Here is an 18,492-nt window from a genome sequence, read left to right on the forward strand (position 1 = left end):
GAAGCGCCTTCACCGGTGTTTCACGAAATGCACATGTCCCACCCCCGCTCGTAAGGAATCTCCCCGTGGCCTCTGCCTCCCACCGCCGGTCCCTCCGCAAGCGCCGTACCCTGATCGCCTCCGCCGCCGTGGTGGCCGCGGGCGTCGGTGCGGGTGCCGTCGTGATGAACGCGAACGCCGGGACAGTCGACCTGTACCACCAGACCCTCGCCGCGAAGGACGGCTGGGCCTCCTCCGGCACGGGCACCACCGGCGGCACGAAGGCCGACTCGGCGCACACCTTCACCGTCTCCACGCGCGCGCAGCTCGTGAAGGCGCTGGGCTCGGCCACCGACACCACCCCGCGGATCATCAAGGTCAAGGGCACGATCGACGCCAACACCAACGACGCCGGCAAGAAGCTGACGTGCGCCGACTACGCGTCGGGGACGGGCTACTCGCTGACGTCGTACCTGAAGGCCTTCGACCCGGCGACCTACGGCCGCTCCAAGCTGCCGTCGGGCACCCAGGAGACCGCGCGGGCCGCCGCGCAGAAGAAGCAGGCCGCGAACATCGTCTTCAAGGTGCCCGCCAACACGTCGATCGTGGGCGTGCCCGGCACCAAGGCCGGGATCACCGGCGGCATGCTCCAGATCCAGAACGTGGACAACGTCATCGTCCGCAACCTCGCCTTCGCCGCCACCGAGGACTGCTTCCCGCAGTGGGACCCGACCGACGGCGACGACGGCAACTGGAACTCCAACTACGACGCGGTGACCCTGCGCGGCGCCACCCACGTCTGGGCGGACCACAACACCTTCACGGACGCGCCCCACCTGGACTCCGCCAACCCCAAGCACTACGGCCGCGAGTACCAGATCCACGACGGGGACCTCGACATCACCAAGAGCTCGGACCTGGTGACCGTCTCCCGCAACCAGTTCACCAACCACGACAAGACGATGCTGATCGGCAGCAGCGACAGCGAGCCCAGCGGCAAGCTGCGGGTCTCGATCCACCACAACGTGTGGAAGGGCATCGTCCAGCGGGCGCCCCTGTCCCGCGTGGGCCAGATCCACATCTACAACAACTACTACGACGTCACCACGTTGAACGGCTACGCGCTCCAGTACAGCATCAACTCCCGCGCCAAGGCCCAGGTCGTCGCCGCGAACAACTACTGGAAGGTGCCGTCGACCGTGAAGGTCGCCAAGCTCCTGTCCGGCGACGGCACCGGCGCGATCGCAGGCAGCGGCAACCTCGTCAACGGCACGGTCACCGACCTCGTCGCCGCCTACAACGCCGCCTCCTCCAAGGACCTGAAGACGAGCGTCAACTGGACGCCGACCCTGACAGCGGGCCTGGAGTCCGGCGCCGCGGCGAAGAACCTGCCGACGACCCTGGCCACGACCACCGGCGCGGGCGTGCTCAAGTAGCACACAGGACACGCGAGGGCCGGGTGACCACGAGCCCCCGGCCCTCGCGTACCGGCGCACTCAGGTGTCGTAGGTCCCGTCCCACGGATCCGCGAAGGCGAGGCGGTCGGGGTAGAGCTCGGCCCACTGCTCACCCTCGTCCTCGCGGATCACCAGACCGAAGCGCACGCCCTCACGGGTGACGCTGAAGGGACGGATCGCGATGTCCGTGTAGGAACGGCGCGGAAGACTGCGGAGCAGCGTCGCCCGGTGCACCTGGGCCCGCGTCAGCGGGGAGGTGTCGCCGACCGGATCGCGCTGCTGCTCCGCCCAGGTCCCGGCGCACCAGATGTCCGAGTCGCGGTAATTGCCGTCCGCGTCGAAGGTGTGCAGGACCGCGTACAGGCGTTTCTGCTCTTCCCAGCCCTCCTCGAGGTGGAACCCCTCGGGGAAGGCATAAGTGATCGACGCCAGGAACTGACCCTCCGCATACCGCCCGATCGTCTCGGTGCGGTGCTTCGGCTCGTACGCGACAGGAATGACCCCGGGCACTGCCATGGCGCAAACCATACGGCTTGGCGGGGACACGGCGATGCCCGGGTCGGTATCCGGACGGCCTCCGAGCGGTCAGCGGTCCGGGATCACTCCGGTGCGCCGCCGAAGCGCTCCTTGTACGTCTCCAGGTCCTCGTCCGTCAGCTTGGCGAACAGGACCGGCGGGACCGTGAAGGGGACGCCCGGGGTGAGGGCCGTCAGGGCGCGGGCCTCGTCGGCGGAGACCCAGGTGGCGGTGTCGGACGGCAGCGCGAACGCCTGGCGCATGGCCGCCGAGGTCGCCGGAATGAACGGCTCCGAGACCACCGCGTACAGGTGGATCAGGTTCATCGCCGTACGCAGCGTCAGCGCCGCGCCGTCCTTGTCCGTCTTGATCTCCAGCCAGGGGGCCTTCTCCTCCAGGTAGGAGTTGCCCGCCGACCACAGCGCGCGCAGCGCGGCCGCCGCCTTGCGGAACTGGAGCGCCTCCATCTGCTGCTCGTACTCGGCCAGCAGACGGGCGATCTCCTCGCCCAGCTTCGCCTCCGCCTCGCCGGGCACACCGCCCGCCGGGACCTCCTCACCGAAGCGCTTCTTCGAGAACGACAGCACCCGGTTGACGAAGTTGCCGAGGGTGTCGGCCAGGTCCTTGTTCACCGTGGCCGTGAAGTGCTCCCAGGTGAAGGACGAGTCGTCCGACTCCGGGGCGTTGGCGATCAGGAAGTACCGCCAGTAGTCGGCCGGCAGGATGTCCAGGGCCTGGTCGGTGAAGACGCCCCGCTTCTGGGAGGTGGAGAACTTCCCGCCGTAGTACGTCAGCCAGTTGAAGGCCTTGACGTAGTCGACCTTCTTCCACGGCTCACGCACACCCAGCTCGGTCGCCGGGAACATCACCGTGTGGAACGGGACGTTGTCCTTCGCCATGAACTCCGTGTAGCGGACCTCGGTGTCGACGTCGTACCACCACGACTTCCAGTCCCGGTTCTCCGGGTCCAGATCCGACCACTCCTTCGTCGCGCCGATGTACTCGATCGGGGCGTCGAACCAGACGTAGAAGACCTTGCCCTCCGCGGCCAGCTCCGGCCACGTGTCGGCCGGGACCGGCACGCCCCAGTCCAGGTCACGGGTGATCGCACGGTCGTGCAGGCCCTCGGTCAGCCACTTGTGGGCGATGGAGGAGGCCAGCTGCGGCCAGTCCTTGTCGTGCCGGGCGACCCACTCGCGGACCTCGCTCTCCAGCTTCGACTGGAGGAGGAAGAGGTGCTTGGTCTCGCGCACCTCGAGGTCGGTGGAGCCGGAGATCGCCGAGCGCGGGTTGATGAGGTCCGTCGGGTCCAGGACCCGGGTGCAGTTCTCGCACTGGTCGCCGCGCGCCTTGTCGTAGCCGCAGTGCGGGCAGGTGCCCTCGACATAGCGGTCCGGGAGGAAACGGCCGTCGGTCGGGGAGTACACCTGGCGGATCGCCCGCTCCTCGATGAACCCGTTCTCGTTCAGGCGGCGGGCGAAGTGCTGGGTGATCTCGACGTTCTGCGGCGAGGAACTCCGGCCGAAGTAGTCGAAGGCCAGCGCGAAGCCGTCGTAGACCGCCTTCTGTGCGTCGTGCGCCTGCGCGCAGAACTCGTCGACGGGCAGCCCCTGCTCCTTCGCGGCCAGCTCGGCGGGGGTGCCGTGCTCGTCCGTCGCGCAGATGTAGAGGACGTCGTGACCGCGCTGGCGCAGGTAGCGGGAGTAGACGTCCGCCGGGAGCATGGACCCCACCATGTTGCCCAGGTGCTTGATCCCGTTGATGTAGGGAAGGGCGCTGGTGATGAGGTGTCGAGCCATCGGGGGCTGCTCCCAGGTCGGTCGTGCGGGTGAGTCGCTTCGCGAGTCTTGAAATCGTATCCGACATGGGTGGGCCGCCCGCTTCCCGTTTTACGGGGTGGGAAGCGGGCGGCCGGTGGTGAGCGTGGTGACCTTCGGGGGTTACGGGCGCCAGTTCGCCAGGATGCCCTCGTAGACCTCCGCGTCCGTGAGTTCCTTCGGGGTCTCGCCCGCGAGGAAGTGGGACGTGTTGGGGAGCTTCAGCTTGCGGAGGTAGTCGAAGGCCTTGTTCTCCGGGTCACCGAAGGCGACGAAGGAGAAGAAGACGGCGGGGTGGCTCTTCGCCGCGTCCGTGAGGGCCTGGGTGGCGGGGGTCTTCGCGTCCGGGGCGCCGTCGGTCTGGAAGACGACCAGGGCGGGGGCGTCGGGGGCGTTCTTGGTGTGCTGCGCGAGGACTTCCTCGACGGCCGCGTGATAGCTGGTACGGCCCATGCGGCCGAGCCCCGCGTGCAGGTCGTCGATCTTGTTCTCGTGCTCGGCGAGGGTGAGCTCGCCGGTGCCGTCGAGTTCGGTGGAGAAGAAGATCACGTGGACCGTGGACTCGGGGTCCAGGTGAGCGGCGAGAGCGAGCGTCTGCTCTCCGAGTGCCTGAGCGGAGCCGTCCTTGTAGTACGCCCGCATGCTCGCGGAACGGTCCAGCACGAGGTACGTCCTCGCGGTGGTGCCGGTGAGCTGGTGCGCGGCGAGGGTGGCACCGGCGGCGTCGTAGGCACTGCGGAGGGCGGCGGGCACTGCTTCTTCTTCCCCACCCGCACCACCCGTGCCGCTTGCGTCCTCGACTGCGGGCGACCCCTGTGGAGCGTCCTCGCCACCGGCGGCCACGGGGACGACCTCGGCGACGGGCTCGGGCTCGACCTCCGGTTCGTCCGTCGGCTCTACGACGGTCTCGGGCTCGGCCTCCGGCTCTACGGCGGCCTCGGGCTCCGGGTCGGGGACGAGCTCGGCGACGACCGGTTCCGGAGCAGACTCGGGCTGGGGCTCGGCGGCAGCTTCCGCTTCCGGCTCCGCCTGGGGGGCCTGCGACTCCTCTTCCTCGGCTACCTCGGGGGCCGACTCCTCAGCCACCGGCTCCTCCACGGCGGGCTCGGCCTCGGTCGCGGGTTCCTCGGAAGCCGTCTCCTCCGCGGCAGGTGCCTCTGAAGCGGTCTCCTCGGACGCGGTCCCGGCGACGGGCTCGACGGAGACGTTCTCTTCGGCGGCCGACTCCTCGGCAGACTCCTCCGTGACCACCGTCTCGGACTCGGACTTGGTCTCAGTCTCGGTGTCGGTCTCGGGTGCTGCCTCCGCCTCCGTCTTCGAGGCTGGCGCATCCCCGGCTCCGGGCTGCTCCGCAGGCTCTTCGGCGACGGGCTCCGAGTCCACGACATTCGATTCCACGGCCGCCCCCGGCTCGGCTTCGGAACGGGGCTCCACCCCCGTCTCTCTGTCGGCGGAGGGCTCCGCTTCGCTCTGCACCGTTGCCTCGGACGCTGCCCCTGCGGACGGAATCGGACCGTCCCCTATCGTCTGGGGCTCGGTCGGCGTCGTCTGCTTGGGGACCACTACGTTGTCGAAGGCAGCCGAGACCAGATCGTGTTCGTCCCCCTGCGAGGGGCGTGCCTCAGGTGCGTCGGCCTGCGACGGGACCTGCGGTTGCCGAGCCTCTTGCGAAGGTGCGGTTCCCTGCGAAGGGAGTTCCGGCTCCTGTACTACGCCCTGTGCTTCAGCCGTACGCCCCTTGCGCGATCGGCCGAACGCGTTCCGCAGGAGAGTGAGAATGCCCATGTGCGCAACCGTTCCTCATCAGTGCCCGGAAGTGAGTCTTGGCCTCACATACTGACACTGCGCGCATCCCGAACGGTGTTGGGTGCGCTGGTCCCCCGCGTTCTCGGTGTCCCCGACCGGTGACGTGCATCAAGTGCACGGTCCGTGACGGGGCGGCGAGGTTCCTCACGCTCCTGGGCAGCAGGGGCGGCCTGGACGGTCCGATGCCCGTGACGATCACTCCGGTCGTCGCGGGGCGGTGCCGTCCGTCGCCGGACCGTGTGCCCGAGAGCGCGCCTGCCGATCGCGACGGCTGCCGCGTCGTGGCGAGTCATGTATCGCTTCTCAGTGGTGAGGGGTTTCTGCCAGTGCTGCGCCCCCCATTGGGATGTGTACGCAGGGTCCACGGCCACGATGGTCAGACCGAGTTCGCAGGCCATGGCGATGAGCCGGTTCCTCAGTCTGGCTGTGGGCATGCCGGAGATCAGCTGCCGCAGCCGCCTTCTCCGACCATGATGCTCGCGCCCCTTTTTCCCTTCGAGGTCCAGGTTCTCGACGGCGATCGCCGTCGATCCGCAGCGTTTCGCCCAGTGCAACAGCCGGGTGAGGGCGTGCCTTACTTGGGCGTCCCGGTGCCGGGCGTTTCCAGACAGGTCGAAGAAGAACCGACGTGGTTCGCCGAGTGGGTTGCCATGTCGGTCGAGTCGGTAGGCGGCGAGGTGATCCGCGTTGGTGTCGACGCCCACCATGCCGTGTGCGCGTACTGACTCCAGTGGGATCGCCCTGACCGTCGGGCGCTGCCAGGACGCCGTGAAGTACCAGCGGCCCCGCTCCGGATCGAAGTGGATGCGGTACGCGACGGCCCTGTCCTGCTCGATGCGGTCGGCCCACTCCTGACCCCGGTGCTGGAACCGTACTGTGGTGGTGAGTACGTACCTGCCGTTCCGGTCGTTGGCCAGATGCGCCAGTGGGGCCGGAAGTTTGAGGGAGATCCTCCCGTCCGGCGTGACGCGGATGGTCTCGTTGCCGTATCTCTTGCCCGACTCGCCGTCGGCGGCCATGAACCACCGCTCGGCTTCCCACTGCCGGCGCCAATCCGCTTCGGTGGACTGGGCAACGTCCAGGTGGTGCCGAGTGTTCAGCAGACGACGACCGCCACGCACCACATGCACGGTTCCGCTCTCCCAGTCGACTCGGATGGCTTCCAGCCGGGCTTCCAGAGTGTGCAGTCGCCGTGACTTCCGAAACCACTCCTCGCTGTCCCGGTAGCCGCCCGGTGCTCTCTTGGTGCCCGCAGCCGCGAGGGGTTGGGACAGCCGGTGTCGCAGGGTACGGATGCCGCTTTCGAGCTTGTGGATATGTGCTGCCTGGCCACGTCTGGCGAGTGCCCACTGGTCGTGGGAGGCCTTCGTGATCGATCCGGCCCATCGTGAGGAGGATTCCGACGTCAGGGCCCGCTTGCGAGCCGCCCAGGTATCGGCAGAGTGCTCCAGGCCATCCGCGCAGCGCTGTCTGAGATCACGGGACGCCAGCCGCCCCAAGTGCTCACCCGTCAATCGCAGGACCAGTTCGTCCTCGTCGGTGAGGTGCCTCAGGCGGTCCCGGATCGAAACGCCCGCGGGGCCCGGCATGACGACGGGGGCGGTCAGTTCCCGGATCCTTCGCCCCACCTGTGCCCCCGAGCCTCGAAGCCTTCGCCGTCACCTCCTTCAACGAATGCCGTGCGGAACGGGCACGCGTTCGGTTGAAGAAATCTTGTTCAGGCGGTGCAAGCCGTCGTCAGCACCCCCAAAGATTCCCCGGGTTCATCCACCGTTCACCGCCCCGCCCCGCTCCCGCACGGACACCCCCCTACCGTCCGTCAAGCGAGATTCAAGGGGAAGCAAGGGGAAGCAAAAGTGCGCGTAGAGCTGCCGTTGATCAACGCTGTTCATGGGCGGTCTGCCCTGACCTGCCGGTTCCGGTGCGGTGACGCCTGTTTTCATCCGGTGCCGAACACCTCCGCCAACCCGTACGTCGGTGACGTGATCGCCACCGCGCTCAGCCGGCGTTCGATGATGCGGGCCGCCGCCGTCGTGACCGTCGCGGCCGCCGCCGGCAGCGCGGGGGTCGTCGTCGCCGCGCCGTCCGCCGAAGCCGCCGAGCGGGGCGGACCGAAGGGCAGGGGTGCCCGGGGTCTTCGCTTCGCCCCCGTCGCGCCCAATACCGCCGACGCCGTGACCGTCCCGGCCGGTTACGCCCAGAACGTCGTCGTCCGCTGGGGCGAGCCCATCCTGCGCGGTGCCCCGGCCTTCGACCCGGAGCGGCAGAGCGCCGCCGCCCAGGCCGGTCAGTTCGGGTACAACAACGACTTCCTCGCGCTGCTGCCGCTGCCCGGCGAGCGCGGCCGGCAGGTGCTCGTCGCCAACCACGAGTACACCGACGAGGTCCTGATGTTCCGCGGCTACGACGCCGCGAACCCCACCCGCGAGCAGGTCGAGATCGCCTGGGCCGCGCACGGTCTCGGTGTCGTCGTGGTGGAGGAGAACAAGAGGAACGGCGCGCTCACGCTCGTCCCCCGGCACCACCTCAACCGGCGCGTCACCGCCACCACCGAGTTCCGGCTGACCGGGCCCGCCGCCGGGTCCGACCTGCTGAAGACGTCCGCCGACCCGACCGGCCGCAAGGTCCTCGGCACGCTCAACAACTGCTCCGGCGGGACCACGCCCTGGGGCACCACCCTGCACGGCGAGGAGAACTTCAACCAGTACTTCGCGGGCGCCTCCCGGACTACCGACAAGCGGTACGGGATCGGGACCGGCGCCAGCGAGCGCAAGTGGGAGCGGTTCGACAAGCGGTTCGATGTCGCCCAGGAGCCCAACGAGCCGCACCGCTTCGGGTACGTCGTCGAGCTCGACCCGTACGACCCCTCCTCCACGCCCCGCAAGCACACCGCGCTCGGCCGGTTCAAGCACGAGGGGGCGACCGTACGGCTGACGCACGACGGGCGGCCGGTGGTGTACTCCGGGGACGACGAGCGGTTCGACTACTTCTACAAGTTCGTCGGCAGCAAGCGGATGAAGCACGGCAGTTCGCGGGCCGTGCGCGCGCACAACCTCTCCCTGCTCGACGAGGGGACGCTGTACGTCGCCCGGCTCACCGGTGACTCCCCCGCCATCGAGATCGACGGGACCGGGAAGCTGCCCGCGGGCGGGGAGTTCGACGGCAGCGGGGAGTGGATCCCGCTGGCCACCGCCACGGCGAAGGGTGCCGTGTCGCACGTGGAGGGCATGTCCGCCGACGAGGTGTTCGTGTTCACGCGGCTCGCCGGGGACAAGGTCGGGGCGACGAAGATGGACCGGCCCGAGGACATCGAGCCCAACCCGCGCACCGGCAAGGTGTACGTGGCCCTCACGAACAACACCAACCGCGGGGTCGGCGCGAACGCCCCGGCCGACGAGGCCAACCCCCGCAACGCCAACAAGCACGGGCACGTCCTGGAGCTCACCGAGCGGTGGAACCGGGCCGACAGCACGCGGTTCGCCTGGACGCTGTTCCTGGTCGCCGGGGACCCGGAGGACCCGGCCACCTACTTCGCCGGGTTCCCGAAGGACCACGTCAGCCCGATCTCCTGCCCGGACAACGTGGCCTTCGACCCGCACGGCAACCTGTGGATCTCCACCGACGGTAACCAGCTCGGCTCGCACGACGGCCTGTTCGGGGTCGCGACGCAGGGCGAACGGCGCGGTGAGCTGAAGCAGTTCCTGACCGTGCCGACCGGTGCGGAGACCTGCGGTCCGCTGGTGCAGGACCGGCGGGTGCTGGTGGCGGTGCAGCACCCGGGCGAGATCAGCGGGGCGACGGTCGAGAACCCGGCGAGCACCTGGCCCGACGGGCCCGGCAGGATCGTACGGCCGGCGGTCGTGGCCGTGTGGCGCAAGGACGGCGACGACATCGGCGTCTGACGCCGTCCGGTTCAGGGGATGGCCGGAACCGCCGGGCGGGGCTCCGGGCGACCGTCCGCTTCCAGCCATTCCCGGTACGCCGGTGCCTGCCGGGCCGTCTCCCAGTACGCCTCCTCCAGCGCGGGACGGACCCCGTCCAGGTCCGTCTCGGTGCGGGCCGCGAGGAGGAGGCGTACGCCGAGCGGGTCGCCGTGCAGGCGCCGTACCGCCATGTCGGGGCGGGGCACGCGGGTGGGCTGGCAGACGGTGACGACCTCGCCGGTGGCGACGAGGGCGTCGGCCGTGTGGTAATCGCCGTGCAGGACCACGGGGTTGACGCCGGCCGCGCGGAACATCCGCTGCACGGCGTCCCATTCGCCGTCGACCGTGGGGTCGATCATCCAGCGGTCCCGGGCCAGGTCGGCGAGGGTGACCACGGGTTTGGCGGTCGCCGGGTGGTCGGCGGGCAACGACACGAACTGCGGCTCGCGTTCGACCAGGACCCGCACGCACAGCTCGGGCGGGATGCGCAGCGGGCAGCCCTCCACCTCGTGCACGAAGGCCACGTCGAGCTGGCCGTCGGCGACCATGTGCAGCAGGGCGTTGGGGGAGACGTTCATGTGGAGGGTGGGGTCCTGGCCGTGGGCGCGCAGCCGGCGCAGCCAGCCGGACAGGGCCCGGCTCGCGGTGGAGCCGACGCGCAGTTGCGGGCCGCCCGTCGCGGCCGCGCGGGCGTCGGCCACCAGGGAGCGCATCTCGGCCAGCAGCGGGCGGGCGCGGCTGAGGACCAGCCGGCCCAGCGGGGTGGGGCGGCAGCCGGATCTCGCGCGCACGAACAGCGCGCCGCCCAGGGCCTGTTCGATCCGGCGCAGCTGGGTACTCAGCGACGGCTGGGCGACGCCCAGCTGACGGGCGGCCCGGTGCAGGCTGCCGGTGTCGGCTATCGCCACCACCGCGCGGAGGTGTCTCACCTCGAGGTCCATGCGATCGGAGCGTAAGGCGGGGGCCTGGGTTGCACCAGGGGTGCAAGTGCGGTGATAGGGCCGCGCTATCACCGGTTGGCATCATCACAGCCGCCGCACAGGCACCGACACTCGCATCGACGACTCACCCCCACCAAGGAGTCCTCGATGCGCAAGCACATCTGTGCCCTCACAGCGACAGCGGCCGCCCTCGGTCTGGCAACGGCCGGTCTGGCCACGGCGGTTCCCGCGGCGGCGGCCCCGGCACCCGCCCCCGCACCGCGGGCGGGCTACACCGCGACCTCGACGACGGACACCAGTGAGGCCTTCTTCCGGGCCGTCCTGGAGTCCGTGGCGGAGAAGCGGGCCGCGAACCCGAACAGTGCCGCGGCCGTCACCGTGGTCTACGACGCCTCCCGGGCGCCCACGTTCAGCAGCCAGATATCCCGCAGCGCCCAGATATGGAACAGCTCGGTGTCGAACGTCAGACTCCAGGCGGGGTCGGCGGCGAGCGCCGACTTCTCCTACCGGGAGGGCAACGACTCGCGCGGTTCGTACGCCTCGACCGACGGTCACGGCAGCGGCTACATCTTCCTGGACTACCGGCAGAACCAGCAGTACGACTCCACCCGCGTCACCGCGCACGAGACGGGCCATGTGCTCGGTCTGCCGGACCACTACTCCGGTCCGTGCAGCGAGCTGATGTCGGGCGGCGGTCCCGGCACGTCCTGCACCAACGCGATCCCGAACTCCGCGGAGCGGAACCGGGTGAACCAGCTGTGGGCCAACGGCCTGGCCGCGGCCATGGAAGAGGCCCTGGCCGGCAAGTCCCTGCACAAGTCCGCTCGTTAGCCGCCACCCCCCACCCCGGTGCGGGCCGCCCACCACGAGAGGGCGGCCCGCACCGGCATGTCCGCCCCGGCCCGCCGTGGTCAGCGTGGTGACGTGATCGCCCGGGCCGCCGCGACTTCCTGGCGCACCGGCTCCAGCACGCTGCCCGCGGGCCCGGTGAGGTCGGTGCGGACCTCGTAGAGGGTCTCCGCCTCGCGCACGCCGTCCGCCAACTCCCGCAGTTGCAGGGTCACCTGGGCCACCTCGGCGGAAGACGGGGGCTGCGCGCCGTGGCGTACGCGGACCCGCGCCGCGGTCGTGGCGTCCACGATGCGTTCCACCGCGACGACCAGCGGCCACCAGGCCGCGGCTCGCCGTCCCATGGGCGGTGGTTCGGTCAGCGCGCGCTGGAACTCGGTGCGGATGACCGAGAGGTCGCGGTAGAGGCGCCGGCGCATACGGGCACGGGCGGCCGGTTCCACCCCGCTGCCGAACGCGCCCTCCACATAGGCCGCCGTGTCGGCCACCGCGTCGGCCAGGCGGTCGCCCACCCGGGTGTGCCAGCTCTCCGGCCACAGCAGGTAGCCCGCGACCAGGGCGATCCCGCAGCCCATCAGGGAGTCGAGCAGGCGGGGCAGCAGCAGGGCGGTGCCCTGGTGGTTGAGGATGTCCGACAGCAGGAGGATCACCGGGGTGATGGCCGCCGTCTGATAGCCGTACCCGCGCGGGGTCAGGGCGGGGATGAGCGGGGCCAGCAGGAGCATCACGAGGACGTCCCACCCGCCGCGCGGCACCTGCGAGAGGACCGCGGCCGCGACCACGAGTCCGGCCACCGTGCCGAGCGCCCGCAGCAGCGCCCGGGAGAACACCGAGCCGAAGTCGGGCTTGAGGACGAACGTGATCGTCAGGGCCACCCAGTAGGAGCGCGGGACGGGGACGATCGACACCAGCGCCTGGGCCAGCCCGATGCACAGGGCGAGGCGCAGCCCGTACCGCCAGGACGCCGCCGACAGCGCCACGTTGCGGGCGGCGCGGGCGGCCCGGACGCCGAGTGCGGCCGGGCGGCCGAGGCGGTCGTCGATGCCGCGCGGGTCCACGTCCGGTACGGCGACGACCTCGGCCGCGTGCCGCAGGGCGTGGTCGACGGCCCGGCTGGTCTCCGACACCGGCACGGGCAGCTTCAGGCCGATGGGGCCGGTGTAGCCGGTCTCCACCGCCCGCGCGAGATGGCGGACCGTCTCGGGTATCTCCGGGGCCAGCGGCCGGCCGGACAGATGGGCGGCGGGGGCCGCCTCCACCACCGGGGTGATCGCGTTCAACTGGGCGAGCAGACGGGTGAGTTCGGGGCTGCGGCCGTGGTGGCGGGCGCGCCGGGCGAGGACGAGGTCGTACGACTGGTTCAGGGACTGGGTGACGGCGTGCCGGGCCTCGTCGTACTCCGCGCGGCCGCAGGCGGCCATGAGGTCGGCCACCGTCCGGTAGGTGGCCGCGACCGCCGCCCGTTCCGGCACCCCGGACCTGAGCGGCCAGGCGAGCAGGGCGAGGAGCAGGACGAGCAGGCCGCCGCCGGTCATCAGCAGCGGGGCCGTCCACCAGTCGCCGGGCATCGGAAGGCCCGCGCCGACCACGGAGTTCAGCAGCAGGAGCAGGCCCGACACGGAGGCCACCGCGCCGATGGTCGAGATCATCCCGGAGACGAGCGCGACGGCGGTGACGACCCAGACGGCGAGCCACCCCTGGCCGTACACCAGGGATCCGAGCGTCACCCCGACGGCGCCGAACAGCTGGGGGATCGCGATGTTGAGGATGCGCATGCGGTACGCGTCGGCGGTGTCGCCGATGACCCCGGACAGGGCGCCCATGGAGGCGAGGGCACCGTAGGCGACCTGGTCGACGGCGAGTCCGACGGCCAGCGGGAGGGACATCGCGACGGCGGCGCGTGCCACGGCGGCCCGGTTGACGGGGGCCTGCTGGGCTTGGAGGTTCCGGACCAGCCAGTCGGGCGGGGTGAGGCCGATGCGGGACATGTGCTCATTATGAACACCCAGGTCAACCGGGCCTGTGGAGTGCCAGGTCCACCAGCAGGGCCCGGTGGTCGGTGTCGGCCAGGTCCAGGAAACGGGCGTCGTCCGCCGAGAAGTCCCTCGACACCAGGACGTGGTCGATCTGCGCGCCGATCGCCGGGGCGGTGCGGGCCGGCCAGGTGGGGGTGCGGTCGGAGCCGGCGAGGCGGGCCGCGTCGCGCAGTCCGGTGTCGAGGATCGCGCGGAAGGCCGCGTGGTCCTGGGAGGCGTTGAAGTCGCCGGCCAGGACGGTGGGCTGTGGGGCAGAGGCAGCCGCGAAGTCCCGCAGCTTTCCCAACTCGGCTCGCCACAGGTCCAGTTGTCCCGGCAGCGGCGGCATCGGGTGCGCGAGTTGCAGTCGTACGGCATGACCGCGCACGTCGGCGACGGCCCCGGGCATGCCCATGGTCGCGGGGATGCCGGGGGCCGCCTCCAGGGGGAAGCGGCTGAGGATGACGGACCCCGTCGAGCCGGCGCCCTCCACGGACCGCCGGTAGGGGTACTCCCCGGCGAGGGTCCGGTGCAGGGTCGCCGAGCAGCCGTACTCGCACTCCTCCACGAACACCACGTCCGGTTCCTCCCGGCGCACGGTGGCGACGAGGGCGTCGGTGGCCTGTCCGAACTCCACGTTGGAGGTGAGGACTTCCAGCGAGGCGAGCACGCGTCCGGCCGGTTCGCCGCCCGTGCCGTACGGCGCGATGAACCAGGCCAGCAGGCCCAGGACCGCGGCCGCCCACAGCGCCCCCGGCCACCAGCGGGTGAGCAGGGCGAGGGCCACGCCGAGGCCCGCGGGGGCGAGCAGCCAGGGCAGGAACGCGAGGAGCTGCGGGACCGGGGTGATGCCGTCGGTGTCGGCGAGGCGGCAGCCGAGGACCGCGCTGACGGCGGCGAGGAGCAGGGCGGTGGTCCAGATGCCGAGGCGCCGGTGGGTCACCGTGCCGAGCCTACGAGCGGGCGTCGGCCTTCGCCAGGAACTCCCCGAGCGCGGTGTTGAACTCGGCCGGCCGCTCCAGGTTCGGCAGGTGCGCGGCGCCCTCGACGACGCACAGCCGGGAGTCCGGGAGCGCCGCGTGCATCGCCCGCGCGTCGGCGACCGGGGTGTAGGTGTCGTCGGCGCCCACCACCACCAGGGCCGGGACCGTGACGCGGGGCAGCAGTTCCCGGTGGTCGGAGCGGGCGGCGCGGGCGCGCAGGGCGGCCGCGGCGGCCTCGGGGCGGGTGGCCGTCATCATGCCGTGGACGTGCGCCTTGACGTCGTCCGGGGCGTACGGCGCGACCATCTTCTCCAGCACCTCGTCGGCGTACCCGGCCATGCCCTCGCGCAGCAGCCGGTCCGCCATGGCGTGCAGGACCGTCACGCCCTCGGGGGTCTCCGCGGCCGGGAAGGTGTCGGCGAGGACCAGGCCGCGGATCCGCTCGGGGAAGAGCCGGTAGCAGTCCATGACGATCTGGCCGCCCATGGACAGGCCCGCCAGCACACAGGCCGGCACGTCCTGTTCGTCCAGCAGGGCCTCGATGTCCCGGGCGAAGTCCTCGAAGTGCTCCACGGGCGGCCCGTCCGGCGAGGCGCCGTACCCGCGCAGGTCCGGGGCGAGGACGCGGCGGGAGGCGGAGAAGGCCTCGATCTGCGGGCGCCACATCGTGTGGTCGAAGGGATGGCCGTGCACCAGGACCAGGGGGATCGCCGTCATGCCGCCGACCCTAGGCAGCCCCCCTTCCTCGGTGCAATAAAATCTTTGCCTTCGGTGCAATCACAGGGGGTTCGGGTGCACGACTACCGGCGTATCGCCGACCGCATAGCCGCCGACATCACGGCCGGCCGGCTCCGCCCCGGCGAACGGCTGCCGCCGCAGCGGAAGTTCGCCCGCCGGCACGGGATCGCCGCGTCGACGGCGGAGCGGGCGTACGGCGAACTCGTCCGGCGGGGCCTGGTCGTCGGGGAGGTGGGGCGCGGCACCTTCGTGCGGGCCGGGGTGCCGGCGCGGCCCGGCAAGGGGCTCATCGAGGACGCGGGGGCGCCGGTCAACCTGGAGCTCAACTACCCGTCCGCACCGGGCCAGTCCGAGCTGCTCGCCGGCACCCTCGCGCCCCTGCTGCGCCCCGACCTGCTGACCGAGGCACTGCGTCCGGCCGCCGCCGACGGCACCCCGGCCGCCCGCGAGGCCGCGGCCGGTCTGCTGGCCACCCCGGGCTGGCGCCCGGACCCGGACCGGATCCTGTTCACCGGCAACGCCCGCCAGGCCGTGGCCGCCGCCCTCGCCTCGCTGGCGCGGCCCGGCGGCCGGGTCGGCGTGGAGGAGCTGACCTACCCCGTGGTCAAGGAGATCGCGGCCCGCCTCGGCATCACCCTGGTCCCGCTCGCCACCGACGCGGACGGCCTGCTCCCGGACGCGGTCGCCGCCGCCCACCGCGCGGCCCCCCTGTCGGCCCTCTACGTCCAGCCGACCCTGCACAATCCGACCTCGGTGACCATGAGCGCCGAACGCAGACGCCAACTCGCCCGCACGGTCACCGACTTGGACCTGCCCGTGGTCGAGGACCGCATCTGGTCGTTCCTCGCGGAGGCCGACGACCCGCTCGCGGCCCTCGCCCCCGCGCTCACCCACGTCGTCGACGGCCTCTCCAAGCGGGTCGCGCCCGGACTCACCGTCGGCTTCCTCGTCGTACCGCGCCCGCGCACGGAGGCGGTGGCCGACGCCGTCCGCTCCGGCGGCTGGAGCGCGGGGCGGTTCGCGCTGGAGGCGGGGACGGGCTGGATCGCGGACGGGACCGTGGCGCGGCTGGTCGCGGCGAAGCGGGCCGACGCGGCACACCGGCAGCGGCTGCTGGCCGAGTGCCTGCACGGGTTCGCCGTACGGTCGGATCCCCGCGCGTACTACGGCTGGTGGCAACTCCCCGCCCCCTGGCGGGCGGAGACCTTCACCGCCGCCGCCGCGGCCCTCGGCATCGCTCTCACACCCGGCCCGTCCTTCGCCGTCGGGCCCCACCGCACCCCGGACGCGGTCAGGCTCGGGCTCGCGTCGGCTCCGGTGCCGGATCTGGAACGGGCGCTGCGGGCCCTCGCCGGGCTCGCGGCGAGCCGTAGCGACCGGTGAGCCAGCAGGTCACGGCCACCGCCAGACCGACGGCCACCAGCAGCCAGGACACCGTGCGCAAGGTGGCCGTCAGCGCGTCGTAGACGGCGCCCGCGGCCGGGCGGTGCACCGGGTCCGGCAGGTCGGTGAGGGTGAAGTGGCGGCCCACGGCCACCGCGAGACCGAGGAGCGCGCCGCCGAGGGCGGTGCCGAGGGCGGTCGCGGTGAGGGCGCGGCGGCGGCAGGCCGCGACCGCGATCCCGGCGACGGCGAGGACGGCGGCCGTGACGGGCAGCCAGAAACCGGCGACTTCGAGCACGTCGTAGCCCTTCCTGAGGCGGTCGAGTTCGGCGGCCGGGAGCACGTCGATCCTGGTGCGGGGCAGGTCCAACGGCGCGTGCCCGTGGGCCAGTCGGTGCTCCACCTCGGCCAGGTCGACGGTCACCGTGCGCCGGCTGTCGTCGTGCAGCGCGCTCAACACGGCGTCGTGCACGGCCCGGTTGCCCGCGTCCCACGCGGCGGGGAAGGCCGGGGTGCGGGCGAAGTCGTGCACGAAGGGCCGCAGCGGCGCGTCGACCTCGTCCTCCATCGCGTCCCGTACGGCGGGGTCGGCGGCGAGCGGTGCCATCGCGGTGACGTACCGGCCCGGATCGGCGAGGCCGTACGCCGCCCAGGCCGCCAGCGCGCCGAAGGGCACCAGCAGACAGGCCACGGCGATCAGGGCGGCCGACAGGGCGCCACGGACACGGGAGGTCACCCCTCAAGGCAAGGCCGCCGAAGACGCCCGCGCGAGCCGTGGAGCTGCGGATTAGGCCTTCCGGTGGAGGGTTCACCCGAACGGGTGTCTCATGGATCAAGGGGGAACCGGGGAGAAGGAGGCCGATCCATGCGCACCACTACGGCCCTGCGGACCCTGGCCGTGGCCCTGCTCACCGGCGGAACGCTCGCCGTCCCGGCGGCGGGCACGTTCGCGGCGGCAGCCCCGCCCACCCACGCCGAAGGCCACGGTGGCGGCGGTCCGGTCTGGGGCACCATCGTCTCCCGCACCGCGCTCAACGTGCGGGACGCGCCCACCACCCACTCCGCGGTCGTCGACCGGCTCGCACCGGGCAGTCAGGACCGCATCGAGTGCATGGTCCGCGGACAGAGCGTCAACGGCAACCCGTACTGGTACTGGTTCACCGGTGCCGAGGGCTGGGTCAGCGCCGCGTTCGTCGACACCGCCGGACGGCATGTGCCGACCTGCGCGGACCCGTGTCCGCAATGGAAGAACGACACCTGGAACAACGCCGACTGGAACGATCCGGACTGGAGCTCCGGTTCCGACTCCTGGGCGGCCTCGGGCTCCGTGACCTTCGACTTCTCGGGCTCCTGGACGTGGACCGTGACCGGGTCCACGGGTTGAGGGAAACGGGATGAGGGAAAGGGCGGGCCCCGGCCGGGAAACCGGCCGGGGCCCGCCGCCGTCCCGGACCGTCAGCGGATCCGGTTCCCCTCGCCGTCCTCGTGCGTGTAGTAGCGGTAGAAGAACACCACGAAGATGCCCGCCGCGACCGCGAGCCCCAGGGCCACCGACCGCAGCACGCTCTCCCCGGTCTGGCTGTACAGGAACCCGACGGCCGCGCCGGCGAAGCCGGACTTGACGCCCGAGTGGAGCTCTCGCTTCAGCAGCGGGGCGAACGTCGCCACGGCGAGGCACAGCACGATGAACGCGAACGCCGTCACGAAGCCGAACAGGATGTTCCAGCCGGTGATGGGGCCGCCGTCCCTGCGGTTGGCCGCGGCCCAGTAGCCGTAGACCAGCCCCAGCACGACGGGGATGCCGTACCGGGCCGCGAGGTGGACCCGCGGGCTGAACACGTCGGGTGTCGTCCGGGCGAAGCCGCCCCTGGGTGCCGCATGAGCCATGGGAGCACTCCTCTCTCTCCACCCCCCGATACGCCCCCGCCTACCAGAGCACACCTGGACAGGGGCCCTGGCAAGTCGAATGGCGGCCCGTCCTCCCCCGTGTTTCGCCGGCCCCATGAGCGGTGTCGGCCGGGGGCAGACGCTCCGCGTCCGCGGGGGCCGCAGCATCGCCTGGTTGCCGCCCCTGGTGCTGCTCGT

At 71.6% G+C, this 18,492-nt stretch carries 15 protein-coding genes; 5 read left to right on the plus strand and 10 right to left on the minus strand.

Going from position 1 to position 18,492, the window contains the following annotated elements; translation table 11 throughout:
- Positions 1-65 precede the first annotated feature (65 nt).
- Positions 66-1,415 carry a pectate lyase family protein gene (locus AC2XR2_RS23250; protein WP_491516184.1) on the plus strand — a complete coding sequence of 450 codons (1,350 nt, stop codon included), beginning with the start codon at positions 66-68 and terminating at the stop codon, positions 1,413-1,415.
- Between the two features lie 60 nt (positions 1,416-1,475).
- On the opposite strand, the gene AC2XR2_RS23255 is transcribed toward AC2XR2_RS23250, so the two are convergent.
- The 4 genes from AC2XR2_RS23255 to AC2XR2_RS23270 all read right to left on the minus strand — a co-directional run bounded on the left by AC2XR2_RS23255 (position 1,476) and on the right by AC2XR2_RS23270 (position 7,164).
- Positions 1,476-1,952, minus strand: coding sequence for a hypothetical protein (locus AC2XR2_RS23255; protein WP_330265666.1), 477 nt, complete (start codon positions 1,950-1,952; stop codon positions 1,476-1,478).
- 83 nt (positions 1,953-2,035) lie between these two features.
- Entirely contained in the window at positions 2,036-3,751 is a 1,716-nt protein-coding gene (metG, locus tag AC2XR2_RS23260) for a methionine--tRNA ligase (RefSeq protein ID WP_330265665.1), read from the minus strand.
- A 141-nt stretch (positions 3,752-3,892) separates the two neighbouring features.
- Complete coding sequence (locus tag AC2XR2_RS23265) at positions 3,893-5,152, minus strand: VWA domain-containing protein (RefSeq protein WP_491516185.1); 1,260 nt, start codon at positions 5,150-5,152, stop codon at positions 3,893-3,895.
- A 446-nt stretch (positions 5,153-5,598) separates the two neighbouring features.
- Complete coding sequence (locus AC2XR2_RS23270; protein ID WP_491518484.1) at positions 5,599-7,164, minus strand: IS200/IS605 family accessory protein TnpB-related protein; 1,566 nt, start codon at positions 7,162-7,164, stop codon at positions 5,599-5,601.
- 267 nt (positions 7,165-7,431) lie between these two features.
- Here AC2XR2_RS23270 and AC2XR2_RS23275 point away from each other — a divergent pair, with 267 nt between their 5' ends.
- Positions 7,432-9,477 carry a PhoX family protein gene (locus AC2XR2_RS23275; protein ID WP_491516186.1) on the plus strand — a complete coding sequence of 682 codons (2,046 nt, stop codon included), beginning with the start codon at positions 7,432-7,434 and terminating at the stop codon, positions 9,475-9,477.
- Between the two features lie 11 nt (positions 9,478-9,488).
- Here AC2XR2_RS23275 and AC2XR2_RS23280 read toward each other — a convergent pair whose 3' ends face one another.
- The gene (locus AC2XR2_RS23280) at positions 9,489-10,439 is read right to left on the minus strand and encodes a LysR family transcriptional regulator (RefSeq protein ID WP_330265662.1); all 951 of its coding nucleotides are present in this window, start codon (positions 10,437-10,439) and stop codon (positions 9,489-9,491) included.
- A gap of 147 nt (positions 10,440-10,586) precedes the next feature.
- On the opposite strand from AC2XR2_RS23280, the gene snpA reads away from it, so the two are divergent.
- On the plus strand, positions 10,587-11,270 hold the full coding sequence (gene snpA, locus AC2XR2_RS23285) for a snapalysin (RefSeq protein ID WP_381299746.1): 684 nt from the start codon (positions 10,587-10,589) through the stop codon (positions 11,268-11,270).
- Positions 11,271-11,350: 80 nt separating this feature from the next.
- On the opposite strand, the gene AC2XR2_RS23290 is transcribed toward snpA, so the two are convergent.
- The 3 genes from AC2XR2_RS23290 to AC2XR2_RS23300 are packed head-to-tail and all read right to left on the minus strand — an operon-like array spanning position 11,351 to position 15,003.
- On the minus strand, positions 11,351-13,276 hold the full coding sequence (locus AC2XR2_RS23290; RefSeq protein WP_449348765.1) for an FUSC family protein: 1,926 nt from the start codon (positions 13,274-13,276) through the stop codon (positions 11,351-11,353).
- Between the two features lie 22 nt (positions 13,277-13,298).
- Positions 13,299-14,246, minus strand: a complete 948-nt coding sequence (locus tag AC2XR2_RS23295) for an endonuclease/exonuclease/phosphatase family protein (RefSeq protein WP_491516187.1) — start codon at positions 14,244-14,246, stop codon at positions 13,299-13,301.
- 10 nt (positions 14,247-14,256) lie between these two features.
- A complete protein-coding gene (locus tag AC2XR2_RS23300; protein WP_491516188.1) occupies positions 14,257-15,003 on the minus strand; it encodes an alpha/beta fold hydrolase in 747 nt (248 codons plus the stop codon).
- 75 nt (positions 15,004-15,078) lie between these two features.
- Between AC2XR2_RS23300 and AC2XR2_RS23305 the strand changes: the two genes are divergently transcribed.
- A complete protein-coding gene (locus tag AC2XR2_RS23305) occupies positions 15,079-16,407 on the plus strand; it encodes an aminotransferase-like domain-containing protein (RefSeq protein WP_449348768.1) in 1,329 nt (442 codons plus the stop codon).
- Here the strand turns inward: AC2XR2_RS23305 and AC2XR2_RS23310 are convergent.
- The gene (locus AC2XR2_RS23310) at positions 16,316-17,143 is read right to left on the minus strand and encodes a hypothetical protein (protein ID WP_491516189.1); all 828 of its coding nucleotides are present in this window, start codon (positions 17,141-17,143) and stop codon (positions 16,316-16,318) included. The genes AC2XR2_RS23305 and AC2XR2_RS23310 overlap by 92 nt on opposite strands.
- 129 nt (positions 17,144-17,272) lie before the next feature.
- Between AC2XR2_RS23310 and AC2XR2_RS23315 the strand changes: the two genes are divergently transcribed.
- Entirely contained in the window at positions 17,273-17,791 is a 519-nt protein-coding gene (locus AC2XR2_RS23315; RefSeq protein ID WP_330265655.1) for an SH3 domain-containing protein, read from the plus strand.
- 71 nt (positions 17,792-17,862) lie between these two features.
- Here AC2XR2_RS23315 and AC2XR2_RS23320 read toward each other — a convergent pair whose 3' ends face one another.
- Positions 17,863-18,294: a hypothetical protein gene (locus AC2XR2_RS23320; RefSeq protein WP_330265654.1), complete on the minus strand. Its 432-nt coding sequence runs from the start codon at positions 18,292-18,294 to the stop codon at positions 17,863-17,865.
- Between the last annotated feature and the right edge of the window lie 198 nt (positions 18,295-18,492).

The sequence above is a fragment of the Streptomyces sp. LS-MS-L19 genome (assembly GCF_058382285.1).